At 70.8% G+C, this 25,555-nt stretch carries 27 protein-coding genes; 1 reads left to right on the forward strand and 26 read right to left on the reverse strand.

Translation table 11 applies throughout. The annotated features are described in order from the left end of the window. Window positions 1–20: 20 nt before the first annotated feature. From VF092_13435 to VF092_13530, 20 genes are all read right to left on the reverse strand, one after another. On the reverse strand, window positions 21–602 hold the full coding sequence (locus VF092_13435) for a DUF4126 domain-containing protein (protein ID HEX6748293.1): 582 nt from the start codon (window positions 600–602) through the stop codon (window positions 21–23). Between the two features lie 158 nt (window positions 603–760). Further along, complete coding sequence (locus VF092_13440; GenBank protein HEX6748294.1) at window positions 761–1,429, reverse strand: YceH family protein; 669 nt, start codon at window positions 1,427–1,429, stop codon at window positions 761–763. 504 nt (window positions 1,430–1,933) lie between these two features. Next, the gene (locus VF092_13445) at window positions 1,934–2,368 is read right to left on the reverse strand and encodes a hypothetical protein (GenBank protein HEX6748295.1); all 435 of its coding nucleotides are present in this window, start codon (window positions 2,366–2,368) and stop codon (window positions 1,934–1,936) included. Between the two features lie 185 nt (window positions 2,369–2,553). Continuing rightward, the gene (locus tag VF092_13450; protein HEX6748296.1) at window positions 2,554–3,462 is read right to left on the reverse strand and encodes an alpha/beta fold hydrolase; all 909 of its coding nucleotides are present in this window, start codon (window positions 3,460–3,462) and stop codon (window positions 2,554–2,556) included. Window positions 3,463–3,543: 81 nt separating this feature from the next. Continuing rightward, on the reverse strand, window positions 3,544–4,335 hold the full coding sequence (locus VF092_13455; GenBank protein ID HEX6748297.1) for an NAD(P)H-binding protein: 792 nt from the start codon (window positions 4,333–4,335) through the stop codon (window positions 3,544–3,546). A 13-nt stretch (window positions 4,336–4,348) separates the two neighbouring features. Next, the gene (locus VF092_13460; protein HEX6748298.1) at window positions 4,349–5,224 is read right to left on the reverse strand and encodes an alpha/beta hydrolase; all 876 of its coding nucleotides are present in this window, start codon (window positions 5,222–5,224) and stop codon (window positions 4,349–4,351) included. 431 nt (window positions 5,225–5,655) lie between these two features. Then, window positions 5,656–7,335: an FAD-dependent oxidoreductase gene (locus tag VF092_13465; protein HEX6748299.1), complete on the reverse strand. Its 1,680-nt coding sequence runs from the start codon at window positions 7,333–7,335 to the stop codon at window positions 5,656–5,658. Beyond that, a complete protein-coding gene (locus tag VF092_13470; GenBank protein HEX6748300.1) occupies window positions 7,332–8,675 on the reverse strand; it encodes a GAF domain-containing sensor histidine kinase in 1,344 nt (447 codons plus the stop codon). Before VF092_13470 ends, VF092_13465 begins: the two co-directional genes overlap by 4 nt. Window positions 8,676–8,717: 42 nt before the next feature. Continuing rightward, window positions 8,718–9,761 carry an alpha/beta hydrolase gene (locus VF092_13475; protein HEX6748301.1) on the reverse strand — a complete coding sequence of 348 codons (1,044 nt, stop codon included), beginning with the start codon at window positions 9,759–9,761 and terminating at the stop codon, window positions 8,718–8,720. Window positions 9,762–9,876: 115 nt separating this feature from the next. Next, entirely contained in the window at window positions 9,877–10,470 is a 594-nt protein-coding gene (locus tag VF092_13480) for an NADPH-dependent FMN reductase (protein ID HEX6748302.1), read from the reverse strand. A gap of 54 nt (window positions 10,471–10,524) precedes the next feature. Beyond that, window positions 10,525–10,803 carry a DUF6510 family protein gene (locus tag VF092_13485; protein HEX6748303.1) on the reverse strand — a complete coding sequence of 93 codons (279 nt, stop codon included), beginning with the start codon at window positions 10,801–10,803 and terminating at the stop codon, window positions 10,525–10,527. A 29-nt stretch (window positions 10,804–10,832) separates the two neighbouring features. Beyond that, window positions 10,833–11,606, reverse strand: coding sequence for an FAD-binding oxidoreductase (locus tag VF092_13490; protein ID HEX6748304.1), 774 nt, complete (start codon window positions 11,604–11,606; stop codon window positions 10,833–10,835). Continuing rightward, window positions 11,603–12,229, reverse strand: a complete 627-nt coding sequence (locus tag VF092_13495) for a sulfite oxidase-like oxidoreductase (protein HEX6748305.1) — start codon at window positions 12,227–12,229, stop codon at window positions 11,603–11,605. The genes VF092_13490 and VF092_13495 overlap by 4 nt, the downstream gene beginning before the upstream one ends. A 156-nt stretch (window positions 12,230–12,385) precedes the next feature. Continuing rightward, entirely contained in the window at window positions 12,386–13,027 is a 642-nt protein-coding gene (locus VF092_13500; protein HEX6748306.1) for a VOC family protein, read from the reverse strand. 62 nt (window positions 13,028–13,089) lie between these two features. Beyond that, complete coding sequence (locus VF092_13505; GenBank protein ID HEX6748307.1) at window positions 13,090–14,172, reverse strand: thioredoxin family protein; 1,083 nt, start codon at window positions 14,170–14,172, stop codon at window positions 13,090–13,092. An 82-nt stretch (window positions 14,173–14,254) separates the two neighbouring features. Then, on the reverse strand, window positions 14,255–15,043 hold the full coding sequence (locus tag VF092_13510) for an alpha/beta hydrolase (protein ID HEX6748308.1): 789 nt from the start codon (window positions 15,041–15,043) through the stop codon (window positions 14,255–14,257). Between the two features lie 113 nt (window positions 15,044–15,156). Further along, on the reverse strand, window positions 15,157–16,395 hold the full coding sequence (locus tag VF092_13515) for an epoxide hydrolase (protein ID HEX6748309.1): 1,239 nt from the start codon (window positions 16,393–16,395) through the stop codon (window positions 15,157–15,159). Between the two features lie 179 nt (window positions 16,396–16,574). After that, the gene (locus VF092_13520) at window positions 16,575–17,912 is read right to left on the reverse strand and encodes an alpha/beta fold hydrolase (protein HEX6748310.1); all 1,338 of its coding nucleotides are present in this window, start codon (window positions 17,910–17,912) and stop codon (window positions 16,575–16,577) included. A 95-nt stretch (window positions 17,913–18,007) separates the two neighbouring features. Then, complete coding sequence (locus VF092_13525; GenBank protein ID HEX6748311.1) at window positions 18,008–18,385, reverse strand: cupin domain-containing protein; 378 nt, start codon at window positions 18,383–18,385, stop codon at window positions 18,008–18,010. 88 nt (window positions 18,386–18,473) lie between these two features. After that, window positions 18,474–19,025 (reverse strand): enoyl-CoA hydratase/isomerase family protein, encoded by a 552-nt coding sequence (locus VF092_13530; protein HEX6748312.1) that lies wholly within the window; start codon window positions 19,023–19,025, stop codon window positions 18,474–18,476. Between VF092_13530 and VF092_13535 the strand changes: the two genes are divergently transcribed. Continuing rightward, the gene (locus VF092_13535) at window positions 19,015–19,281 is read left to right on the forward strand and encodes a hypothetical protein (GenBank protein ID HEX6748313.1); all 267 of its coding nucleotides are present in this window, start codon (window positions 19,015–19,017) and stop codon (window positions 19,279–19,281) included. The genes VF092_13530 and VF092_13535 overlap by 11 nt on opposite strands. A 151-nt stretch (window positions 19,282–19,432) precedes the next feature. Here VF092_13535 and VF092_13540 read toward each other — a convergent pair whose 3' ends face one another. From VF092_13540 to VF092_13565, 6 genes are all read right to left on the reverse strand, one after another. Next, window positions 19,433–20,776, reverse strand: a complete 1,344-nt coding sequence (locus VF092_13540; GenBank protein ID HEX6748314.1) for an epoxide hydrolase — start codon at window positions 20,774–20,776, stop codon at window positions 19,433–19,435. Window positions 20,777–20,867: 91 nt separating this feature from the next. After that, on the reverse strand, window positions 20,868–21,767 hold the full coding sequence (locus tag VF092_13545; protein HEX6748315.1) for an alpha/beta hydrolase: 900 nt from the start codon (window positions 21,765–21,767) through the stop codon (window positions 20,868–20,870). Between the two features lie 55 nt (window positions 21,768–21,822). Further along, complete coding sequence (locus tag VF092_13550) at window positions 21,823–22,410, reverse strand: hypothetical protein (protein ID HEX6748316.1); 588 nt, start codon at window positions 22,408–22,410, stop codon at window positions 21,823–21,825. 76 nt (window positions 22,411–22,486) lie between these two features. Beyond that, entirely contained in the window at window positions 22,487–23,656 is a 1,170-nt protein-coding gene (locus VF092_13555; GenBank protein ID HEX6748317.1) for a phospholipase D-like domain-containing protein, read from the reverse strand. A gap of 85 nt (window positions 23,657–23,741) precedes the next feature. Continuing rightward, window positions 23,742–24,332 (reverse strand): DUF308 domain-containing protein, encoded by a 591-nt coding sequence (locus VF092_13560; protein HEX6748318.1) that lies wholly within the window; start codon window positions 24,330–24,332, stop codon window positions 23,742–23,744. 371 nt (window positions 24,333–24,703) lie between these two features. Next, window positions 24,704–24,964 (reverse strand): hypothetical protein, encoded by a 261-nt coding sequence (locus tag VF092_13565; GenBank protein ID HEX6748319.1) that lies wholly within the window; start codon window positions 24,962–24,964, stop codon window positions 24,704–24,706. Window positions 24,965–25,555 lie beyond the last annotated feature (591 nt).

The following is a 25,555-nucleotide window of genomic DNA, read 5'->3' on the forward strand; positions in this document are numbered from 1 at the left end:
CGGTGGGAGGAAGCGGACGTTCAGCTCCCCGCCCGCATGGTCGCCCGGCGGCGCCGGCGCACCCGCAACGCCAGCCGCACGATGAAAAAGATCGTCACCGCCATCAGCACCAGCGCAAGCAGGGGCGCCAGGAAGCCGAGGATGATGGACGCGACGGCCGCCACGTCCTCCGCGATGCTGAGGAGCGGGTTGCCCACGCCGGCGGTCGTGGCCGTGCTGCCCAGACGCGCGGTGGCCTTGGCCGAGTGTACCCCCAGCGCCAGCGGCGCGCCCAGCAGAATGCCGATGGCGACCGAGTATTCGGGTGCGACCTGGTACAGGAACGGAGTCGCCGCCAGCACCGCCAGCACGGGCTTGGTAAGCACCTGCACGGCGTCCAGCGCGTGGTCGACCACGGGGATCTTGTCGCCCAGGATCTCCAGCAGCGTCGCCACGCCGAAGATCAGCACCGTCTGCGGCCTTTCGAGCCACGCGAGGTTGCCGGGCAGCGGCAGATCCGTCATCCACGCGGCCAGGCTGGCGCTGAACACCGGGAGAAAGGCGCGCAGGCCCGCCGTGGCCGCCAGCACCACGCCGAGCGCGGCGGCGGAAAGAGCATCCATCAGCGCACCCTCGTCATCCAGGTTCCCGAACGCGCGATCCCCCCGGCGCCCGCGCGAGGTGGAACGCGGCGCGGCCATCGCTGCCCAGGCCGCCACGGCGGGCAGAAGAACGGCGGCAACCACGCGTTTCCGTCAAAGCCGTTTGCGATCCCACCCGGCTATTGAAATTGCGCGCGGAACGCGTCGAGCTCGGCGCGCAGGGCCGCGACCTCCGCCCGCAGCGCCTCCACCGTCCGTTCCAGCGCCGCGATCCGGTCGTCCTCCGCATCCGCGCGGCGGGTGGGGAGGGCCGGCTCGTCCGCCATTCCGGGCGCATCGGCCTCCGCGGGCTCGCCGCCGAGCAGGTGCGCGTAACGGACCTCCTTCTGTCCAGGCCGGCGGGGGAGCCGCGCGACGAGCGGCTCCGGCTCGCGCGCGATCAGCGACTCCAGCACCCCCTCCAGGTCGGCGATATCGGCGAACGACGCAAGCCGCGCGGTCCGAGCATGCAGCTCGCCCGGCGTCTGCGGGCCGCGCAGCATCAGCACGCCGAGCGCCGCGAGCTGGCGCGGGTCGAGCTTCAGCTCTTCCGCCATCAGGTGCTGGAACTTGGTCACGCGCGAGCCCACCGGCTGGATCTGGTGCAGCAGGCCACCGCGGCGGAGGGCGATGATGGCGTGCCACGCCGTGTCTTCGTCGAGCCGCATGACGGGGTCCCGGTTGGTCGTCTGGTTGCACGCCGCCAGGAGCGCGTTCAGCGAAAGCGGATAGTATTCCGGGGTCGTCACCTCCTTCTCGAGGAGAGCGCCGAGGATTCGTACCGCGACATCGGTGAGCGGAGAGTTCACGATCGATTTCCCCTGTCCATGATCTTTTGTCGGAGATCATCCGGGCGGCGCACAACGAAGATGGCACCGCTCCCGCGCGCTCTCAACCTCCACGCCACACACAGCAAGGCGCGGCATTCCTCCGCGAGACGGATGCTCCGGATAGTGCCGCCGCGTAAACCTATCCCACCCCCCTCCGGGCAAGCGAAAGCCCCGGCAGCCAGATGGCTGCCGGGACTTTGACGGAAGCGCCCGCGGTAGGACTCGAATCTACGACCCCCTGATTAACAGGGATTGATCCCGTAACGCGGAAGAGGCCAAGTGCATTTAAAATCACGCATTTACCACGTCTAGACATCGAAGCTCGGAGTCGGTTTTCGCGACTTTTCACGCTCAACTCATACCCCACATACCCCAGTTCTCCAAGCGGCGCCCGCCCCCACCGCCGACGCCACCGCTTGATGTTGCCGCTCCGCACGCCCTCTACGGCTTCTCTTCACGTGGGTCAGCCCGTTTCGCGCTGACTCAAACGGGAGTCCGTGGCGCGGTCTGGACCCTGGGGAAGTAGCGGATCACGAACAGCAGGTACAACAGCCAGAGTGCGAACCACGCCAACCCGACGACTACGAGCCGGACCGAGAAGAGGATCAGGCTCGGATCCAGGAACAGCAAGCTGTAGCCGAGCAGCCAGAAGCGATCGCCCCAGCGGGAGTGGACGGCTCGCTCCGCATCGTCCATCCGGCCGCCAAGCGAAGCACCGTAGTAATGGAGGGACGCGAACACGAAGGAGAACGTCGCCACGCCCAGTACGACCAGCGTGGCTTGAAACAGAAAGGGCTCGATCTCGCCGCTCCTGAACCTCGGGTACAGAAAGAACAGTGTGAAGGTGAAGATCGCGATGCTCGTCGCGCCGAGCGAATACGCGCGAGTGACGTTCGTTGCGGCAAGTTCATCGCCCATGGGAATACCTCCTCGGCCGCGGGTGCTATCGCCCGGCGCGCGCGTGACCACCCTGGACAGCTCACGGGCACGCCCAGGACGGAGCGTCGGTCGGCCGGCGGGTTGAAACAACGGGCCGGTGGGCAGCCGCCACCCACCGGCCTGGAGCGGCACCGTCGAGCCGCCGACGTCGGGGCGGAACGCGGTCACGACGGCGAGGCCGCGCCCTGCAGCACCGGCGCGTCGGGCAGACGAAGGGTCGGAGCAGCGTCAGGCTCCACGCTCGGCGAGACCGCGTGCCGCTGGGCCCACGAGAGCGCGTAGTCGGCGATCTCCTCCCAGCCGCGCTGCGCGGGGAGCAGGTGGGAGCGCCCCTCGAACACCGTCACCTCGGTGAGCGTCTCCGCCTTGTAGTGCGCCGCGTTCGAGTGCTGCACGATCGGCGGCATCAGGTGGTCCTCGCCGCCGGAGATGAACAGCAGCGGCGGCCGCGCCGCGTTGTGGTAGTCGACCCACGTCTCCTGCGGCCCGGGCTCGAAGTTCGCGAGCACGCTCCCCCAGAAAATGCCGCCCGACGCGGGCACGTGATACCGCTCGTACGTGGCGCGCGCCTCCTCCTCGGGGAACGTGTTCGTGAAGGTGTAGCGCCACTGCTCGTAGGTGAGGCCGACCGCGCGGTGCCGGTTCGCCGGGTTCTTGAGCACCGGGAACGACGCCCGGATCTGCGACCACGGCGCGACGAGGACGCCCTCGGTCGGCGCGGAGTTCATCACCACCCCCGCGGCGCCGAAGCCGTGGTCGAGCAGGATCTGCACGAACGTGCCGCCCGCCGAGTGCCCCATGAGAATCGGAGGGGCGTCGAGCCCTCCGATGATCGACTCCAGCTGCGCGATGATCGCGGGGACCGTGAGCCGCTCGACCGGCGTCGGGTCGGCGTTGAGCGCCTCGACCTCGACTTCGAAGCCGGGGTAGGCGGGGGCGAGGACTCGGTAGCCCTTCGCCTCGTAGTGCGTGATCCAGTGCTCCCAGCTGCGCGGCGTCACCCAGAAGCCGTGGACCAGCACGATCGTGTCGGGAGAGCGCTCCGAGGCGCGCGGTGTGGTTGGCGTCGACATGTCCGCTCCTTGGGGTGAAAGGTGGGGTGCTCGCGTCGCGTCGGCACGCGCATGGGTGTCGGGACCATCGGGACCGCGCGATCAGGCCGGAACCGCTACCGGCCGTGCATCCGCATCCACCTTCGGAGGCGCGGAATGAGCGAGCCAGTCGCCGAAGCGCGTCTTCCCGAGCCGGGCGCCGGGCCCGGGAACGAGCGAGCGCTCGCCCAGCTCCGTGCCGAAGTAGCGGGCGTGCGGATCGGCCACGACCTCGCGCGGATCGTCGCGCGCGCTCAGCCCCTGCCGGATCAGCTCGTCGAAACGGAACTGCTCCGGCCCCGCCACCTCGACGGTGCCGTTCAGCGGGGCTTCCGTGGCGACGACGGCTACCGCGCTCGCGACGTCTTCGGCCGCCATCGGCTGGAACAGCACGGGCGCGATGCGCACGGTGCCGCCCTCGGTCGCTCCGTCGGCGATGCGCGCGACGAACTCGAAGAACTGCGTCGCGCGGACGATGGACCACGGGATCGCCGAGGCCTTGATCAGCGCCTCCTGGGCGGTCTTGGCGCGCATGTAGCCGCTCTCCGGCAACAGGTCGGTGCCCACGATCGACAGCGCCACGTGATGCCCCACGCCCGCCGCCGCCTCGGCCCGGAGGAGATTGCCGGTCGCCGTCTCGAAGAAGTGCAGCACCGCCGCGTCCTCGAACGAGGGAGAGTTCGACACGTCGACGACGACCGCCGCACCCTCGAGGGCCTCGGCCAGTCCCTCCCCGGTGAGGGTGTTGACGCCGGAATCGGGCGAGGCCGCGACGACCTCGTGGCCCTGCTCGCGGAGCCTGGCGGCGAGCTTGGACCCGATGAGCCCGCTTCCGCCGATGATCACGATCTTCATGGTGAGGCTCCTTTCAGCCGGCGACCGCGGCGCCGGCCATCGTCAACTCGGGGAGCCCCCGGGACGGCAAGCTCCGCAGGAACTTCAGCAGGTCCGCGTCCAGCTGATCCTGGTGGGTCTCGGTGATGCCGTGCGGCGCGGCCGGATAGAAGATGGCCTGGGCACCCGTGACCAGCCTGGCGGTCTTCCGTGCCGTGATGTCGATCGGCACGACCTGGTCGTCCTCCCCGTGAAGCACGAGCGTGGGGACGTCGAACTTCTTCAGGTCTTCCGTGAAATCCGTCTCCGAGAATGCCTTGACGCATTCGTAGGAGCTCTTCAGGCCCGTCTGCATGCACAACCGCCACAACTGGTCGAGCACCGGTTGCGAGATGTTCGCGCCGGGCCGGTTCGTGCCGTAGAACAGGGCCGCGAACTCGCGGTAGAGCTGGCCGCGATTGCGGGCGAGACCGGCGCGGAAGCCGTCGAACAGCTCCATGGGCAGGCCCTCGGGGTTGGAAGGGCTCCGCGCCATGATCGGCGGCACGGCCGAGATGAGCACGGCTCCGGCCACGCGGCGGGTGCCGTGCCGGCCGATGTAGCGGGCGACTTCGCCGCCGCCCGTCGAATGCCCGACCATCGTGATGCCGTGGAGATCGAGCGCCTCGAACAGGGTCTCGAGGTCGTCGGCATACGTGTCCATGTCGTTGCCGCTCGAGGCCTGGGTGGACCGCCCGTGCCCGCGGCGGTCATGCGCGATCGTCCGGAACCCATTCTGCGTGAGGAAGAGCATGTGCGCGTCCCACGCATCCGCGTTCAGCGGCCAGCCGTGCGAGAACGTCACGACCGGACCCTCGCCCCAGTCCTTGTAATAGATCTCGGTGCCGTCCCTCGTGGTGATCGTGCTCATGGCGCTCTCCTTCCCTGGATGGTGAAAGGTGGGGTGCAAGGTCGCCTCCCCGTTGCCCGGATCGAGTCCGTCGAACGCCCCAGTCGTTGCGGCTGGCTCCGTGGGGCATCACGTGGCGCTGTCGATCGTGGGCACCGACCAGTTGCCGGAGAGTGCGCATGAGCGACAGGAGCGCTTCGCGGTCCAGCTCGATCACCTCGCCCGGCTCGCTCGCTCTCGCCCGCACGAGCGAAGGCCGGCCGGCGAGCAGGGCTTGGAAGGCAAAGCGAACATCCGAGTTTGTAACGGATTCGCCACCATCGGATCACGCTGCCGCAGCCCTGCACGGGGAGTCCGGATTACCGTCGGGACGATGGCACGCCGTACTGGGTGGAACGCGTGATCGATCCGGTCGCAGATCCCGCGCGCGGCCGTCGGCATGGTCCACCTCCTCATTCCTTGAGCACCTGGTGGACGAACGCGATGGCGATCGATCCCTCTCCCACCGCCGACGCCACCCGCTTGATGTTGCCGCTGCGCACGTCGCCCACGGCGAACACCCCCGGCAGGCTCGTCTCCAGGAGGTGGGGAGCCCGGGCGAGCGGCCAGCGCGCGGCCGCCAGGTCCTCGGGCGAGAGGTCCGGTCCCGTCTTGATGAACCCCTTCGCGTCCAGCGCCACGCACCCGTCCAGCCAGCGGGTGTTGGGGGTGGCGCCCGCCATGACGAAGACGTGGCGGACGTCGAGCGTGCCGGTGTCCCCGGTCTGGTTGTGCCGCCAGCGGACGCGCTCCAGGTGGTCCTCGCCTTCAACCGCGACGAGTTCCGCGTGGGTCCGCACCTCGATGGCGGGATTGTCCTCGATCCGCTGGACCAGGTAGCGCGACATGCTGGCCGCCAGCCCGCCGGAGCGGACCAGCATGTGCACCCGGCCGGACGTCTGGGCCAGGAAGACCGCGGCCTGGCCGGCGGAGTTGCCTCCCCCCACCACGATCACCTCCTCGCCCCGGCACATCTGCGATTCCATGGCGGTGGCGGCGTAGTACACGCCGGCGCCCACGAACCGCGCCAGGTCCGGCCCGGGCGGCTTCCGGTACTCCGCGCCGGTCGCGATCACCACCGTGCGCGTGGGCACCCGCGCACCGTCGTTCATCACGACCATGAAGGGCTTCCGATCGCAGACGAGCTCCCCGGCACCCCGCGCGATCATCACCTGGGCGCCGAACTTCTGCGCCTGGGCATACGCGCGCCCGGTCAGGTCCAGCCCCGAGATGCCGGTGGGAAAGCCCAGGTAGTTCTCGATCCTCGAGCTCGTCCCGGCCTGTCCTCCCGGCGAGTCCGCCTCGAGCACCAGCACGTCCAGCCCCTCCGAGGCGCCGTACACGGCCGCGGCCAGCCCGGCCGGCCCGCCGCCCACGATCACCACGTCCCGGAGGTGCGCCGGGTCGACGGCCTCGTTGAACCCGAGCCGCGCGGCGATCTCCTGGTTGCCGGGATTGCGCAGCACGACCTCGCCGCGCCAGATCAGCACCGGCACGTCGGCGGCGGCGACGTGGAACTGCGCCAGGAGCTCCTCCACGCCCTCGTCGCGGTCGAGGTCGACGTAGGCGTACGGATGCCCGTTGCGCGTCAGGAACTCCTTCACGCGCAGCGTTCCGGCGCAGTGCTCCGACCCCAGCAGCACGGTGTCTCCGATTCCGCGCGCGACCAGCTCCACCCGGCGCAGGATGAAGGCCCGCAGGAGGATCTCCCCGAGCTCCACGTCGGTGCGCATGAGCGACAGGAGCGTCTCGCGGTCTAGCTCGATCACCTCGCCCGCCTCGCTCGCTCTCGCCCGCACGAGCGAGGGCCGGCCGGCGAGCAGGGCCGCCTCGCCGGTGAACCCGCCCGGCCCGTGCGTGACCACGAGCTCCTCGCCGGCCGCGGAGGGCCGGACGATCTCCACGTGCCCGTGCGTGACCACGAAGAAGGGAATCGCGCGATCCCCCGGCTCGACCAGCACCTCGCCGCGGTGGATCGGGCGCGCGCGCCCGTGCACGGCGAGCCGCGCGACCTGGGTGGGGGTGAGACTCGGGAACGCGTGATCGATCCGCGCGCTCACGGTCCCGCCCAGTGCCGGAGCGATCTCGCTCATGCGACCTCATGGATTCTGTCGTCCGCGACGCCCGCGTGTCGGCTCGCCGGGAGCGTGAACTGGAACCTGCTCCCGCGGGCCGGCTCGCTCTCGACCCAGACCCGCCCGCCGTGCGCTTCCACCAACCCCTTCACGATGGCGAGGCCGAGTCCCAGCCCGCGCCGGTCGGACCGGCGGGCCTGCCAGAACCGGTCGAAGAGGTGGGGGAGGTGCTCCGGCGGGATCCCGGGCCCACTGTCCTCCACCCACCAGCGTACCTCTTCTCCCTCCGCGGACGCCCCCACCTCGACCCGCCCGCCGGCGGGGGTGAACTTGACGGCGTTCGCGAGCAGGTTGCCGAGCACCTGGAGGACGCGGTCGCGGTCGGCCATCACCGGGGGAAGCGGGTCGTCCAGGCGGAAGCCGAGCTCGATCCCCTGCTCCTCGGCGCTCCCCCGGTGCGTCTCGATCGCCTCGCGCACGATCGGCCCCACCGGCTCAGGCGCGGGGTCGATGGCCAGCCGGCCCGACTCGATCCGCGAGATGTCGAGCAGGTCCTCGATCATCCGGTTCGCGCGCCCCGTCGAGCGCAGGATGGTGCGCAGGGTGCGGCCGAACACCCCATCCCGGAGCTCCTGCGTGGCCTCTTCCAGCAGGTACGAGGCGCCCTGGGTGACCGTGTTGATCGGGTTGCGCAGGTCGTGCGACACCACACGAAGCACCTCGTCGCGCGCACGGACCGCCTCCTGCGCCGCGCCGTACAGCCGCGCGTTGTCGATGGCCACCGAGGCGATCCGTCCCAGCTCGCGCGCGAGCGTCAGGTCGCCCGGCTGGTAGTAGCGGTCGGTGCGGGTCGAGGCGAGCGCGAGCACCCCCAGGCGGCTCCCCCGCGCCAGGAGCGGCACGTACATGAGAGAGGTCGGCGCGAGCCGGCTCAGCGCTTCGCGTTCCTCTTCCGTCGCCGCGTTCCGGCGCAGCCACTCTCCGGTGACCGGGGAGATGACCATCGGCTCCTCCTCTTCCAGCCCGGGTGCGAAGGCCGAGGTGCTCCTCGAACCGCGAACCTCGACCAGCCGCTGGAGCTGCGGGAGGCGGGTGGGATCCACGTGCGCGATCCCGAGCGCCCGCACGCCGCCGTCCGGCTCGACGATGTCCACCACGCACATGCAGGCCACGCGCGGAACGGCCAGGTCCGCCAGCGCCTGCAGCGCACGCTCGTAATCCAGCGTACCGGCGAGCGTCTGGCCGGCCTCCATGAGGAAACGGAGCGCCTCCCGCGTGCTGACCCGCGACCGACCCTCGCTGCGCTCCTCCGGAATCTCGGAGGGAGCCGCGCCGATGGAGCGCGTGATCTCGGTCATGGGTGCCTCCCGCGACGCATTCCGAGCATGGTCGAGCGCTGATCAAAACCCGTCGACTTCGACCACGGCCTGGGCAAAGGCCGCCGGAGCTTCCTGGGGCAGGTTGTGCCCGATGCCGCCCGTAAGGGTCCGGTGGGCGTATCTTCCCGAAAACTTCGCGGCGTAGGCGCTGGGATCCGGGTGCGGCGCGCCGTTGGCGTCGCCCTCCAGGGTGATGGCCGGCACGGTGATCACCGGAGCCGCGGCCAGGCGCCGTTCGAAGTCGTCATACCGCGCCTCGCCCTCTGCCAGGCCGAGCCGCCAGCGGTAGTTGTGGATCACGATGGCTACGTGGTCCGGGTTGTCGAACGCCGCCGCGCTGCGCGCGAACATGGCATCGTCGAAGCTCCACTGCGGTGAAGCCAGCTTCCAGATGAGCCGGTTGAAATCGTGCAGGTATCGTTCGTAGCCCGTGCGGCCGCGTTCGGTGGCGAAATAGAACTGGTACCACCACTGGAGCTCGGCGGCAGGCGGCAATGGCATCCGGTTGGCTTCCCGGCTGCCGATCAGATAGCCGCTCACGGAGACGATCGCCTTGCAGCGCTCCGGCCAGAGCGCCGCCATGATGTTGGCCGTCCGCGCTCCCCAATCGAAGCCGCCGACGATCGCCCGCTCGATCCTCAGCGCATCCATCAGGGCGATGATGTCGGCCGCGAGCGCCGATTGTTGGCCGTTCCGGAGCGTCTCATCCGAACGAAAGCGCGTCGCCCCATAGCCTCGCAGATACGGTACGATGACCCGGTAGCCCCTCGCCGCCAACAACGGTGTGACCTCGACGAAGCTGTGGATGTCGTAAGGCCAGCCGTGGAGCAGGATCACCGGGCGGCCGCCGGCGGGGCCGTCTTCCGCGTAGCCGACGTTCAGGACGCCGGCAGCGATCTGTTTCAGCGGGCCGAACGGCGTATTCCTCCCCGTGGTCGGATCTGCCGGCTTCGTCCTGCTCGACTGCGCGTCCGTGGAGTCGGCCGCGCGGAGCCCGGCGGCGGCGATGGCCGCCGCGGCGGCGCCCAGGAAGCGGCGGCGGTCGAGGCTGCTTTCTTCGGACATGATCCCTCCAGTCGGATCCGCTCCGGGCGAGGTCCCGGCGGTCCGCGCCGAGCGGTCAGGTCGCCGACGCGAGGACCGATCGCGCCACGGCCGGGCGGCCACTCCACGAAACGCCTCAACGCGCCAGCACCTCCGCGTCCCTGTGCATGCGGTGCGTCCACTCCGCGAGCCGACGCAACAGCATGCCCACGAACCGGCGGGTCGTCTCGTCGGTGAGCCGGCCCTCGGCGTCGAACTTCTCGTGGGCGCGGTATACCAGGACCTCGGGCTGCGGCAGCGTAGGGGTGTCGGTGAAGACCAAGGACTGCCTCAGCTGCGATTGTGCACGCGCGGTCCCGACGATTCCGGGGCTCGCGCCGAAGATCGCCGCGGGCTTCCCCGCGAGGACGGATCCCGGCGCCGGGCGCGAGGCCCAGTCGATCGCGTTCTTGAGCACGCCCGGCACGCCATGGTTGTACTCCGGGGTCGCGATCAGCAGCGCGTCCGCTTCCGCGATCGCTCGCTTCAGCGCCCGCACGGGCTCCGGGTCACCCGCCGCTTCAACGTCCTCGTTGAAGAGGGGGATCTCCGCCATGCGGTCGAAGATGCGAAGCTCCATCCCTTCGGGCGCGAGCTCCCGGGCCTCTCGCAGCAACGCATGGTTGTACGAGCCCCTCCGCAGGCTTCCGGCGATGCCGCAGACGACGAGGTTCCGATCGAACGTGTCCATCGCTCCTCCTCTCGGTATTGATCGAAGGCTCTTCGCACGTCACGCGGCGTCTACTCAGGACGCGGGGACGTTTGGCAGAGCGAGAATCGCGATCCCCGACAGGTCGACGCGGAGCCACCCACCCACCTGCGTCAGCCGCAGCATCACGTGGTCGCAGTCGGGGCACCGCAGCACCACCCCGAGCGGAGTCCCGTAGTCGAGCAGCGCGCCGACGGGGCGCGCGCCGCCGCACCCCCCGCACGTCGCGAGGCCCGCGGTCACGTCGCGCGCGAACAGCTCGCGCAGCGCGCCGCCGGCCGCGTTCCCGTCCAGCCGCATCTCCTCGGGCAGCATCCGGCACCTCCCCGTGTGGTCAGGTCGGCTCATCCCGTGGGGCCGAAGCGCTCCGTGCGCACGTGTCGCGGCTCGTGCCCCAGCTCCACCAGCATCGTCGCGACCGCTTCGACGAACGGCGTCGGCCCGCAGACGAACGCGCGCGGCGCCGCCGACGGCGGCCAGCCCGCCTCCGCGAGCAGCCCCCGGTCGACGCGTCCGCGGCGGCCCGTCCACTCCATACCCGTCTCGCGCGTCAGCGTGAGCACCACGTCCACCTCCGTCGCACCCTCCAGCCGCTCGATGTCCGCGCGGTCGATCACGGCCTCGAGCGTGCGGGCGGAGTAGATCAGCCGCGCCGGCACGCGTGCCCGCGCCGCGGCGCCGGCGTGCGCGCGGTGGCGCAGCATGGCCAGGAGCGGCACGACGCCCGATCCGCCGCCCACGAGCAGCAGCGGCCCGCCGGCGACGACGTCCCACGCGAAATAACCGCCGATGGGGCCGCGCACCTCCAGCCCGTCGCCGGGCCGCAGCACGTCCGTGAGGTAGGGCGACACCTCGCCGTCGTCCAGGCGCTCCACCGTGAGCGACACGCCCGTGTCCTCCGGCGCCGAAGCGATGGAGTACGAGCGCTGCGCCTGGTAGCCGTCCTCGGCCACCAGGCGCACGTCGACGTGCTGCCCGGCGCGATGGCCCGGCCACGCGGGCACGTCGAGCACCAGCGTGCGGGCGTGCGCCGACGCGGGGGACACGCCGCGGACCGTCGCCACGCGCCACGCGAGCGGCGCCGGACCGCCGGGCACGGCCGGGCGCGGCTCGCTCACGGGTCGCCCCGGTAGCGCTGCTCCCGCCACGGGTCGCCGCGCTCGTGGTAGCCGAGCTCCTCCCAGAACCCCGGCTCGTCGCGCGCCAGCAGCCGCAGGCCGCGCACCCACTTGGCGCTCTTCCAGAAATAGAGGTGCGGCACCAGCAGCCGCGCCGGCCCGCCGTGCTCGGGCGGCAGGGGGCCGCCGCCGTAGCCCCAGACGACCCACGCCCTGCCGCCGGTGACGTCGGCGGCCGGCAGGTTGGTCGTGTAGCCGCCGTCGCAGAACGCCACCACGTACGCGCCGCCATCCACGCCCTGCGCCGCCGCGGCGTCGAGCAGCGTGTCCACGGAGACGCCTTCCCACGTGGTGTCGAACCTGGACCACTTCGTGACGCAGTGGATGTCCACCGTCGGCGTCTCGCGCGGCAGGGCGTGGAGCTCGTCCCACGTCCAGCGCACCGAGCCGCCATCGATGCCGTGAATGGTGAAGTCCCACGCCGCCAGGCTCACGCGCGGCGTCGGTCCGGCGGAAAGCACCGGGAAGTCGCGCGTCTCGTACTGGCCGGGCGGCAGCCGCTCGGGGTGTGCCTGCGGGCGGCGGCCGTGAAAGCCGCGCGCGATGAACGGTCGGTCGGCCATGGTCTCGCTCCTCGTGGTCGCGTTGCTGCTCGGCAAGCGCACCGCGTGTTCGCTCGTGCTCCAGGGCGTGCGGACCTCACGGCTTCGATGGATTGCCGCGCCCGGCGCAGTGCTCCCCGGGCGCGCCGCCGCCGATGACGATCACGTCGTAGCCGCTCACGACGGCAGCTCCGCGCCGGACTGCTCCGCGGCCATGTAGGCGGCGTACCAGTCAGGCCAGTTCGCGTCTCTCTCTCCGGTGCGCCTCTCGTGCTCGCCGTGGGCGGCCTCCGCGCGCCGCATCGCGCCCGCCAGGTCGCTCGCCGAGCCGAACGTGGTCGCCGCGGAGTCGATCCGGCCGGGGAGGCGGGTGGTGATCTCCTGCAGCAGCCAGCGGTTGCCGTCCGGATCGCTGAACGTGGCGAGCGAGCGGTAGCTGCCACGCTCGGGATCCGGGCCGCCGACCGGACCGTCCGGGCCGAAGTGGAAGACCTCGCTCACCTCGATCCCGCGCGCCACCAGCTCGTCGTGGGCGGCCTGGATGTCGGAGACGACCAGGAACATGCTCTGGGCGGATCCGGGCGCGGCGGACGTGCGGTTGGTGCCGAACTGGACCGAACACGCGGAGCCGGGCGGCGTGAACTGGAACACGCCCGAGCCGGGCGGCGTGACGTCCTGCCGCCACCCGAGACGCCGGTAGAACTCCTCCGCCCGGCCGAAGTCCGAGACGGGGACGGTGACCACCTCGAGCTTCATGTCGACCGTGGCGACGCTCGCGTCGACGGCCGCGGCGTGGCTGTGGACTTCCGTGGCGCTCATGGCTGCCTCCCGGGTTGTGGTAGGGTACGCGGTGCCGCCGGCCGGCACGCGCGCGGCGTGGATCAGCCGAAGGTGAAGACGAACGCCTCGACTCCGGGATCGAAAAACTCGATCTCGAACTGGCGGTCCGCGACGGGTCCGGGCTGGCGGATCAGCTGGTAGAGCCGCTGCTCGGTCGCCGTCCCCCGGCCCTGCTCGTCGGCGTCGATCCCGTGCGCGGCTCCCGGCGGCGCTCCATCGATGCGCACGCGGAAGCGCACGGCAGCCCCTCGCGCGGCCGGGCCCATGACGAGGTTGAGGTCGCGGGCATGGAAGCGGATCAGGATCCGCCCGTTCGCGCGGTTGAGAGTGGTGGCCTGTCTCCCCACCGTCCAGTCGCCGGTGAGGGCCCAGTGATTTCGCTTCAGCCGCGCGGGGGCGGCGTAGACGTGAGGGCGGTCCGCCGCCGCGCCGCCCGGCGAGGCCAGGCTCAGGGCGCGCTCGTAGCCGACGTAGGTCTCGGGGGACTCCAGGCTCCACCACGCGGCGGGGGCTTCGACGCCGCGGGCATCGACCGGGACCACGCCGCTCGCGGTCCCCGCACTCCCGGCCTCGGCCAGCAGGCGCTGGATGACCCGCTCCGACTCCTCGTATCCGCCCTCGCCGAAGTGGTGGTGGCGGATGCGCCCCTGCGCGTCGACCAGGTAGAGCGCCGGCCAGTAGTGGTTCTCGAACGCGCGCCACACCGCGTGGTCGCTGTCGATCGCGATCGGATACACGAGCCGCATGGTCTCCACGGCCCTGCGGACGTTGCCGGCGTCCTTCTCGAAGTCGAACTCCGGCGAATGGACGCCGATCATCACCAAGCCTTGATCCCCGTACTTCTCGGCCCACGCGCGGAGATACGGAGCCGTCCGGATCCAGTTGATACAGGAGTAGGTCCAGAAGTCCACGAGGACGACCTTGCCGCGGAGGCCGGCAGACGTCAGCCGCGGCGAGTTGAGCCACTCGCCGGCACCGTCGAGCGAGGGCATCTCTCCCTCGACGTGGGGCCGTACGGGCGCGTGCGCCAGCCGCCGCACCACGTTGCCGTCCCCCACCAGCGTGTCGAGCACGAGCCCGATCGCGCCCGCGGCCACCGCGCCGAGCAGGAGCTGTTTCGCCATCATGGTGCCTGCCTTCCGTTCCGGCCGGGGTTGCCGCGGCGCGGAGATCCAGCCGCCGGGATCCCAGCGGCCAGCCTCGGGTTCACCGGCCTCCGCCCGTCGCGGCCTGGACGATCAGGTTCGCGACCTCGCGCGGGTGCGAGAGGAACGGCACGTGGCTCGAGCGGATCTCGGTGACCCGGGCGTGCATGCGGTTCGCGTAGAACCGCTCCAGCTGCGGGTTGATCGCGTGGTCCTGCAGCGTGAGCACGTACCAGCTCGGGATCGTCTTCCACGCCGCCGTGGGAGACGACTGCCCGAAGATGGCGCCGGCGATGGGCTTCTGCGCGACCGCCATCGCCCGTGTCTGCGCGAGCGGGAGGTCGGCCGCGAACACGTCGTGGTACTTCGCCGGGTCGATGTACACGAAGCCGGCGGCGTCGGGCGCCGATGCCGTGCCCAGGTCGGACGGGTACTGCTGGAGGAACGCGGCCAACGGCTCGCCGGCCTCGGGCGCGAAGGCGGCGATGTACACCAGCGCGCGGACGTGCGGGTTCCCCGCCGCGGCGGCGGAGATCACGGCGCCGCCGTAGCTGTGGCCCACCACCACGACCGGGCCGGCCTGGGCATCGATCACCCGTTTCGTCGTCTCCACGTCGCCGGCCAGCGACGCCAGCGCGTTCTCGACCGCGATCACGCGGTAGCCGCGCTGCTGCAGGAGCGTGATGACGGGCAGCCACCCGGACGCGTCGGCGAAGGCGCCGTGCACCAGCACGATCGTCGGCTTGTCCGCGCCCGCGGCGGGCGCCGGCGCGGACTGCTGGGCGTGGGACGCGGCCGAGCCGGCCAGCGTCGCCAGCAGCAGGGCCGTTCCAGCCTGGATGATGCGCATGGTCCGCTTCCTCGGCGAAGGGGTGATGGTGCCGGGTGCTGAGTGCCGAGTGCCGAACGGCAGGTGCGATATGGATTCCGGCAACTCAGCACTGGGCACCTGGCACTTGCTGTTCAGCGCAGCGACCGGAACGCCGCCCGCATCTCGCCCACGAAGAAGGCCGGCTGCTCCCACGCGGCGAAGTGGCCGCCCTTCGGGAGCCGGTTGTAGTGGATGAGCCGGGGATACGCCCGCTCCGCCCAGCTGCGCGGCGCCGCGTAGAGCTCGTCGGGGAAGACGCTCACCGCCACCGGGATCCTGATCCCCCTCGGGTCGAAGAAGCCTCCCGTCGCGGGGTGTGCGTTGTCCCAGTAGAGGCGCGCCGAGGAGAGCGCGGTGTTCGTCACCCAGTAGAGCGTGACGTTGTCGAGGACGTCGTCCCTCGTCAGCCCCTCCGTCCCTCCGGCGAAGACGCGGGCGATCAACTCCTGGCTGCGCGCGTCGTGGTCGATCATCCACGCCGCCAGTCCGACCGGCGAGTCGACGATCCCGTACAGCGTCTGCGGGCGGTTGGACATCTCGTTGGCGTAGCCCAGCCCGTTCTTGTAGAAGAAGTCCAGCTGGTCCCACGCGTGGCGCTCTTCGGGGGTGAGATCGGCGGGCGGCGGCTGGTTGAACGCCATCGCCCTGGAGATGTCGGCCGGGACCGTGGCCGGCATGTTGGTGTGGATGCCGAGCAGCCCCGGCGGCTCCTGCACGGCCATCCGCTCCGTGACGGCATTCCCCCAGTCGCCGCCCTGCGCCACGTACCGCGTGTAGCCCAGGCGCTGCATCAGCGTGGCCCACGCGCGGGCGATGCGCGGCGGGCTCCACCCGGTTGCCGGCGGCTTCCCCGAGAAGCCGTAGCCCGGCAGCGACGGGATCACGACGTGGAACGCGTCCGCCGCGCTCCCCCCGTGCGCCGTGGGATCGGTCAGCGGCTCGACCACCTTCAGCTGCTCGATGACCGACCCGGGCCATCCGTGCGTGATGATGATCGGGAGCGCGTTCTCGTGGTTCGACCGGGCGTGGATGAAGTGGATGTCCAGCCCGTCGACCTCCGTGATGAACTGCGGCAGGGCGTTCAGCCTCGCCTCGGCCCTGCGCCAGTCGTAGCCGCTCGCCCAGTAGCGCGCGAGCGCCTGCATCGTCGCCAGCTGCACGCCCTGGGACGAGTCGCTGACCTGTTCCCGTTCGGGCCACCTCGTCGCGGCGACGCGCCTGCGCAGGTCGGCGAGCTCCGCGTCCGGGATGTTCACGCGGAACGGACGAATGGCGGGATCGGTCACCTCGCTGACCGTCAGCGGTGTGTCCAGCTTCACGACGTCGGTCATGGCATCAACCCTCCTGGAAAGCGCGAGAAGGCCGGGCGCGGCCGTGGCCGCGGCGGCCAGAAAGCGGCGGCGGGTGAATCCGGGCGGCTCTGGCATATGAGTGGCCTCCGTAGGAGGTGAAACCGTCAGGCGGCGGACGACGGGTACGCGAGCCGCGTCGTCCACCGCCCGGCGCTGCATCAGCGTAGTTGCCTGAACGCCGCGCGCAGCTCCGCCGCGAACAGCCGCGGCTGTTCCCACGCCGCGAAGTGGCCTCCTCGGTCGACCTGGTTGTAGTAGATCAGCCTGGGATACGCCCGCTCCGCCCAGCTCCGCGGGGCTTGGTACTGCTCGCCAGGAAAGACGGTCACGGCCGCGGGGATCTTGACGCCTTTGACGTTGAAAAAACCGCCCTTGTATTCCCAATAGAGACGAGACGCGGAAACCGCCGTGTTCGTCAGCCAATACAGCGTGATGTTGTCGAGGATCTCGTCGCGCGTCAGTTCGCCGGTGGCGCTCGTGGTCCGGTTCAGCGCGGTGAGCACCGCGGCCGCGGGCTGGCCGTCACCGTCACCATGGTCCAGCAGATAGGCAGCCAAGCCGACGGGTGAATCGGCAAGTCCGTACAAGGTCTGAGGCCGACTTGCCATCAGCTGATAAATTGCGATGTGCTTGTACGTAAAGATGAGCTGCTCGTAGGCGCGTTGTTCCTCCGCTGACAGACCGGACGGGGGCGGCTCGCCGGCCAGGCTCGCCTTGTCGACATCGGCCGGAACCACGCCTGGCATGTTGGTGTGGATGGCGAGCAACCCCGCCGGTGACTGCACGCCCATGTAGTCGACGACGAACGCGCCCCAGTCACCGCCCTGGGCCACGTAGCGCGTGTAGCCGAGGCGCCTCATCAGCTCCGCCCAGGCTCTGGCCATACGCTCGGGGCCCCAGCCGGTGCTCGCCGGCTTGCCGGAAAACCCGTAGCCCGGCATGGACGGAATCACCACATCGAACGCGTCCGCCGCGCCGGCGCCGTAGGCCGTGGGATTGGTCAGCGGGTCGATGATCTTCAGCTGCTCGATGATCGAGCCCGGCCATCCGTGGTTGACGACGAGGGGCAACGCGTTCGGGTGCTGCGAGCGTACGTGGATGAAATGGATGTCGAGGCCATCGATGTTGGTGATGAATTGCGGGAGGGCGTTCAGTCTTGCCTCGACCTTGCGCCAGTCGTACTCCGTTCCCCAGTAGCGCGCGAGTGCCTGCATGGTCGCCGACTGCACGCCCTGCGACGTGTCGGCAACCGTTTCCCGTTCGGGCCACCGAGTCGCGGCGATACGTCTGCGCAACTCGGTGAGCTCCGCTTCCGGCACATTGAAGTGAAACGGACGAATCTCGGGATCGGTCACCTCGCTGACCGTCAGCGGTGTGTCCAGCTTCACGGTGTCGGTCATGGCGTCAACCCTCCTGGAAAGGGCGAGAAGGCCGGGCGCGGTCGCGGCCGCGGCGGCCAGGAAGCGGCGGCGGGTGAAAGCGGGCGGCTCTGGCATGCGGTGCCTCCTTCGGGCGGGTGGCCATGTCTGACCTCTCTTTCTCCAGCCGGGACCAGGGGCGATCCTCGCCGCGACTGACGGCTCGGCAGCGATCACCTGGCCGGCACGAGGAGCGGCTTTCCTTTCTCGACGACATAGGTCGCGAGCTCCGCCGCGTTGCCGCTGCCGACGTTCGTCACCGCGTGGATCGCCCCGGACGGGATAAACAGGACGTCGCCCGCGCCGAGCGTCACCGGCGGCCTGCCATCGAGCCGATACTCAAGCCGGCCTTCGATCGCATAGACGATCTCCTCGCCCGGATGGCTGTGCCTGGGTGCCACCACCCCGGGGGCGAAATCGACGCGCACCTGCACGACCTCGCGCCCGGGAACGCTCAGATCGTGGCGCTGGAGGTCGGTGCGCCGGACGCCCTCCTGCTGCGCCGGCGCCCCCTGCAGCGCCAGCCCGCTTCCGGCGATCAGCGCCGCCACGGCCATGATTCGCGTCGTCCTCACGTGAAGCTCCTTTCGTCCTGCGAACCCGGTATGCAGGTCGAGCCCGCACATCACGCCGATCGCTTCACCCGACCGGCGCTGCCTGCTCCTGCGCCAGCCCGGGTAAGTGGTCGCCGAAGCGCATCTCCAGGTCGCTGCGCGTGCCGATCCCCAGTTCCATCAGCTTCATCGCTCTGACCTTTGCTCCCGGCCAGGCGAAGGCACCCTGGAACGTCGACCTCGTCGCGTTCAGGTCGTCGGCGTCGGGGAGGGCGTGGCGGTTGATGATCCGCTTCGCCTCTGCCAGCGCCTGCTTGTCGAACGAAGCCAGGCGCTCGGCCAGACCCGTCACGAAGGCGTCCAACCGGGCATCCGGCAGGGCGCGGTTGATCCAGCCGTAGCGCTCGGCGGTCACCGCGTCGAAATCATCGGCGCCCAGCACGATCTCGAGGGCCCGGGCGCGTCCGGCCAGCAAGGGGAGGCGTTCCATCGCGCCGCCCCCGGGAACCAGGCCGACGCCCACCTCCGGCTGTCCGAGAATTGCCCGTTCGATGCTGGCGAAGCGCATGTCGCAGGCGAGGGCGATCTCGCTCCCGATGCCGCGCGCCCGGCCACGGATCAGCGCGATGCTGACCACGGGCGCCTGCGCGAGGCGCAGGCTGATGTCGGTCCAGGAGGGCGCCGCCTCCGTACCCGGGCCGGCCGGCCGCGTAGCCGCTGGCGAGGTCCCAATGGGCCAGGAAGAAGTCGTGGTCCGCACTTTCAAGGACCACCACCTTGACCTCCTGCGCCGTCTCCAGCTCGGACACGAGCGCATCGAGATCGCGCAACGTCTCCGGATCGACCTGGTTGATCGGCGGATGGTCGAAGGTGACCCGCCAGAACGCCGGTGATGCGCGATCGATCGTCAGCTGTCCGTATGCGTGGGCCATGACAGTTCTCCTTGGGAGAGGGCCCGTTCTCGAGCGTTCGAGCCCGATCCCTGTCGATCGGCACGGCAGGCGACGCGCACGTCGAGGCGCCTCGCCACCGCCTGCCGGTGAGCTACCGCAACGACCTGAACGCCGCGCGCAGCTCCGCCGCGAAGAGCTCCGGCTGCTCCCACGCGGCGAAGTGGCCGCCCCGGTCGACCTTGTGGAAGTAGATCAGGTTGGGATAGGCACGCCGGGCCCAGCTCTCCGGTGGCAGGTAGGCGTCCTCCCCGAACAGCGTGATCGCCACGGGCAGCGTGATCTCGCTGGTCTTCCAGGCGGACGCGACCACGATGCTCCGTCCGTGGTTCTCCCAGTACAGCCGGCCGGCCGACGTCGCGCTGTTGGTGAGCCAGTACAGCGTGAAGTCGTCGAGCACGTCGTCCTTCGTCAGCGTCTGCCGGGGATCGTCGCCGTAGCTCCACTTCGCGAAGCCGGGGTGCACGAGCAGGAAGCCCGCGAGACCGGCGGGAGAGTCCGCCATGCCGTAGCCCACGGCCTGGGGCTGGAAGGTCAGCATGGTGAAGTACGCCAGGCGGCCCGACCTTGCGCCCGCGAGGCTCGCGTCGAACGCGGCGCGCTCCTGCTCGGAGAGCCCCGCCGGCGCGGGGCCGCCCATCGCCAGCGCCCCGGCCACTTCGGGCGGCACGGCCGGCGGCAGGTTGGTGTGGACGCCGAGCAGTCCCGCGGGCGCCTGGTGCGCCATCGTGATCGTGATCGCGGAGCCCCAGTCGCCACCCTGCGCCACGTAGCGGGTGTAGCCGAGGCGCCTCATCAGCTCCGCCCACGCCTGCGCGATGTGCTCGGGGTCCCACCCCGGCCCGGCCGGTTTGCCGGAGAAGCCGTAGCCCGGCAGCGACGGGATGACCACGTCGAACGCGTCCCCGGCGCTGCCGCCATGGGCGACCGGATCGGTGAGCGGTGCGATGATCTTGAGCTGCTCGATCACGGAGCCCGGCCAGCCGTGGGTGACAAGCAGCGGCAGCGCGTTCGGCTGGCGCGACCTGACGTGGATGAAGTGGATGTCGACGCCGTCGATGTTCGTCGTGAACTGCGGCAGGGCGTTGAGCCTCGCTTCCACCCGGCGCCAGTCGTACTGCGTCCCCCAGTAGTGGACCAGCTCCTGGAGCCTGGCCAGCTGCGCGCCCTGCGACGGGTCGGTGACGGTCTCCCGGTCGGGCCACCGCGTTGCCGCGATCCGCCGGCGCAGGTCGGCGAGGTCCGCCTCGGGCACGTGGACGCGGAAGGGGCGGATGCTCGCGTCCCCGGCCGCGGGGCGGGCTGTGCCGGCGCGGGACGAGGCCGGAACGACCTGAGCCTGGCAGGGGGCGGCGAGCAGAACGAAGGCAAGGGTGCCCGCGGCCGCCCAGGTGCCGGGAAAGCTGCGCCGGCCGCGCGGGGGGGATCCTGCGAACATGGCTGCGCTCCTTTCCGGGAAGGCTGTCCGTCGCCTCCTCTCGCGGGCGGACGGTGATGGCGCCGTCGCCCGCGGTCCCGCGGCGTGGTATTCACGAATCCGAAACCACGTGGCCGATCCCGGTGGCGAGCTCGGATGGAGTCGCGGCGGCGCCCACCGGCTCGGCGGCCACGCGGCGCGCGAACTCCAGCAGGTCGGCGTTGAACTGCTCCCGGTGCGTGCCCATCAGCCCGTGCGGCGCGCCCGGATAGACCTTCAGCGTCGCGCCCGGGATCATCTTCGACGAGCGCAGGCCGCCGACGGCGATCGGCACGATCTGGTCGTCGTCGCCGTGGATGACCAGCGCCGGCACGTCCACCTTCCCCAGGTCCTGCCGGAAGTCGCTCTCGGAGAACGCCTTGATGCAGTCGTACGCCGCGGCCAGCCCGCACTGCATCCCCATCAGCCAGAACGCGTCCCGCACGCCCTGCGACACGGTGGAGCCCGGCCGGTTGGCGCCGTAGAAGGGCGCGCTCAGGTTCTTCCAGAACTGCGACCGGTCCCCGCTCACGCCGGCGCGGATCTGGTCGAACGCTTCGATCGGCACGCCCTCGGGGTTGTCCGGCGTCTTCAGCATCAGCGGCGGGATGGCGCTCACCAGCACCGCCCCGGCCACCCGCGCCGTCCCGTGCCGGGCGATGTACCGCACCACCTCGCCGCCGCCGGTGGAGTGGCCGACGTGGATGGCGTCGCGCAGGTCGAGCGCCGCGGTGACCGCCGCCAGGTCGTCGGCGTAGGTGTCCATGTCGTTGCCCGCCCAGGTCTGCGACGACCGGCCATGGCCGCGGCGGTCGTGGGCGATGGCGCGCCAGCCGCGCGAGGCGAAGAAGAAGAGCTGGTCGTCCCACGCGTCGGCGTTCAGCGGCCAGCCGTGGCTGAACACCACCGGCTGCCCCGAGCCCCAGTCCTTGTAGAAGATCTCTGCCCCGTCCCGCGTGGTGATGGTCGGCATGGCGGCCTCCTTCCCCTTCGAGGTAAAACACGACAGCGCGCCTGCGCGGCCGCGGTCACTCCCCGCGTGCCTGCGAGCCGCGCTGCACGTCCGCCAGCGCGGACGCGTAGCGGTGCGACGCCTCTTCCAGCTCCAGCGCGGCGTCGTCGAGCGCACGCCGCCGCACCTGGTCCTCCTGCCGCTCGCGCCATGCGTCGTACTTCCGGCGCGCCTCCGCGGCCCTGTCCCGCAGCTCGTCGCGCGCCCCGGCGATCCTGGCGCTCGCCCTGGCCGCCAGCTCGTCTTCCGCCGCCACCTCCTCCCGCACCACGGCGTCGGCCTGGTCGAGGCGGGCATAGAAGCGGCGCTCGCGCGCGGCGTCCCAGTCCGTGTACCGGTTGTGCGCGTCGGCGACGGAGCGTCGGAACGCACTCCAGTCCTGATCCACGCGGCTGCGCAGCACCTCGGAGTCGTCCTGCGCCTCTCTCCTCGCGTCCGCCACCTGCTGCCGCACGCGGTCGCGCCGCTCGCGGAGGCCGGAGATCTCGTCCATCTCGGTCTGCGCGTCGCGCGCGCGGGCGCCCGCCTCCAGCTCGTCGAGCTGGGCATCCGCCGCGCGCATCTGCGCGTCCAGGCGGTCTGCGTAGGTTTGCCAGGTATCCATGGTTTCCTCCGCAAAGGTGGAAGGTGCACGGCCGCCGCGCGGCACGGGCGGCGACGGCTGGGGCGTGCGGCCCCGCTCACCCGGCTGCGGTCATGGGGCGCGACCGCGCGACGTCCTCCTCGAACATCGCGTCCATGGACGCGCCCAGCGCCTCGTCGCCGATCATCGCGTCGAGCTCGTAGTTGACCGCCATTCCGAGCAGGTTGAAGTCCGTCGACCCGATGCGCACGTACCGCCCGTCCACGACGCTGGTCTTGGCGTGCATCATCTCGCCCTGCCACTCCCAGATCCGCACGCCGTCGCCGACCAGGCGCGGGTAGTAGCGACGGGTGGCGCGGACCATCCACGGGTGGTCGCCGCGGCTCGGCACCAGCAGGCGCACGTCGACGCCGTCGCGCGCCGCGCCCGCCAGCGCCTCGACCAGCGGCATGCTGGGCATGAAGTACGCGTCCGAGATCCAGATGCTGCGCGTGGCCGCCACGGCCGCCGTCTCGAGCGCGCGGGCGACACGGTAGCGCCAGGGCTCCCCCTCGATGATCGCCACCATCGCCAGGCCGTCGTCGAGCCTCGAGGCATCCGGTGACTCGCCCCGGTGCGACGTGCCGAGCTCGCGATGCCCGGGAAGGGTCGCCCGGCTCCACATGCGCTCGAAGGCACGGTCCATGTCGCGCGCGGCGGGGCCCTCGATCCGCACGGCGGTGTCGCGCCACGGCGATCCGTCCGCGCTGCCCGGGCGGGCGCCGGTCGTCCATTCGTGCCCCAGCCCGATGCCGCCGATCACCCCGGCCGCCCCGTCGACCACAAGCAGCTTGCGGTGGTCGCGCGGAAGCATGCCGAGCCACGGCCTCGCGGGCGAAGGTGGGCTGAAGATCCCCACTTCCACGCCCCCGTCGCGGAGCCCGCGGACGAACCGGCGCGTGGTGGTGCGCGAGCCGACCCAGTCGAGCAGCACGCGCGTGCGGACGCCGCGCCGTGCCGCCGCGATCAGCTCGGGAGCGAAGCGTTCTCCCACCGCGTCGCTGCGCACGATGTAGCTCTCGAGCGAGACGCGCCCGCGGGCGCCGGCGATGAGCGCGAGCATGGCCTCGAACGTCGCCGGGCCGTCGCGCAGCAGCGCCACGCGGTTGCCGGTGGAGACGCGCGCCGCGCCGATGCGCCACAACCGGTGCGCGAGCGATGCGCGGTCGTAGGGCGGCGCCGCCACGGCGCCGACGACCGTCGCGGAGGTCTCTGCGGAGGCGTCCATGCAGGGCTCCTCACGGAACGATGCGGATCTCCTGCTCGACGAGGGTACGCGCCGGCTGCGTCGACGGCTCGCGGCCCGTGACGGCTCACGCCCGGATGGGCGTGCCCACGATCCGGTCAACGTCGCGCCCGATGGAGTGGAGCTTCCACGCGCCCAGGAGCATGGCCGCGCCACTGATGATCCCGTAAGCCGCCAGCAGCCCCAGCAACCAGGCGAGCGTGATTCCCGGGTACGCGAAGGCCAGGACTCCGGCGGCGACCGTAAGCACGCCCAGCACCATGGTCCACGTCCACGGCAGGCGAGCCCTGCGCTCCTGGAGCGCGGCATAGATGCCCATCGCGCCGGCGGTGAACAGCCACACCGCCGTCCAGAGGACCGCGAAGCTGAGCGACAGCGCCGGGTAGTCGTAGAGCGCGGTGACGCCGAAGGCGACGCTGATGCCGCCGCTGAGCAGCAGGACCCACCAGTGCGGTGCGGCGCCCCGCACGGAAAACGCGCGCATGATGTTGGCGAACCCGTCGAACAGCGCCCAGAACGCGACGACGAGCGCGAACACGGCCACCGACTCGACCGGGCGCATCAGGATGAACACACCCAGGGCAACCCCGAACAACCCACGCAGCACGAGCATCCACATGCTCTGGCGGTATGCGGACTTCAGATCGTCGGCGATCATCGGAGTTCTCCCTTCCGGCCGCTTCCGACGGCGTTGAGGTGAGAGGGGACAGCGGAACTCGCGGACCGTTTACAGGGAGCCGGCGATGCGGCGACCCCTGGTGGTGATTGTCGGCATGTCGGCCTTCTCCCGGCCATCCGAGGGGAGGGAACCGGCGCGGACGTGTCCCGCAGTCAGGGCGATTACACGGGCCGCGGAGACGCGGAGCAAGAAGGTAGACTATCCGACTCACGGGTTGGCGCCGCTTGGACGAAGTTGGCTGGTGGCTCACCGCTTCCGGGTCGGGACGGCCGGCTGGAGTTCATCGGCGCGTTCAGGACGTGGAGGGAGCGTCGGCTTCGTCATGCGAGCTTCGTGGCGGACCGGCATCCTCACTCGTCGCGCCGCCGCTCCGTGCCCATCCACTCGCGGATGTAGGGCGGGCAATGGAGCATTTCGACGTTTTCGGCCTCGCACGCGACCAGGAAGCGCACGACCGTCACGTCCACCAGCGTCACCTCGTCGAAATCGAGCACCACCTTCGCGCGATGCTTCCGGATGTGCACCCGCAACTCGTCCACGTCGTCGGACTGGATGCGGCCGACGAGCCGGAGCACGGCGGGTTCGCCGGCCGAAGCCGTCTCGATCTTCATCGTTGTTTCCGGGGGGATTCCGCGAACCGCGGGCTACGCGAGGAGCAAAGGGTAGACCTGAGCGCAGGTGATTGAAATACCGGGACTTGCGATTTTCCGAGGATGACGGGACCTCGGCAATTGCCGATTCTTCGTCACTTCCATCAGCAGTTTTTCGAGCGAGGGATCTGGCCCGCGCGAGGAGGGGTGCGGGCGGATCGATGTCGCGCCCGGCCGAGAGAGGCAATTCCGTCCGGCGCTGCACTCACTGACGCACCGGCAGCATGAAACCGCCCCCGTTGGCGATCCCACCCCGGCACGAAGCTCCTGGGGCTGCGCATCACGGTGCCACGCAGCCCTGCCGAAGCACCTGCCGGCCCTGGCTCGGTCACGCTGGTCCCACCGAACTGGTGCGGCCCGTCGCCCCGGGCCAGGGTTGAACGTGCGCGCGTCGCGCGCGAACAGCTCCCCGATCCCTGGCTTCCACCGCTACGCCCGAACCATCTCGGGCGAAGGAGCGCTTGTGACATGAGACACTGCGTCGCGCTCTCGATGGCCGTAACCGCCCTGACGTGGGCCTCTGCGGGTTCGGGGCAGGCGTGCGCCCCCCAC

It is taken from the genome of Longimicrobium sp. (assembly GCA_036377595.1).
Taxonomy (GTDB): Bacteria; Gemmatimonadota; Gemmatimonadetes; order Longimicrobiales; family Longimicrobiaceae; genus Longimicrobium.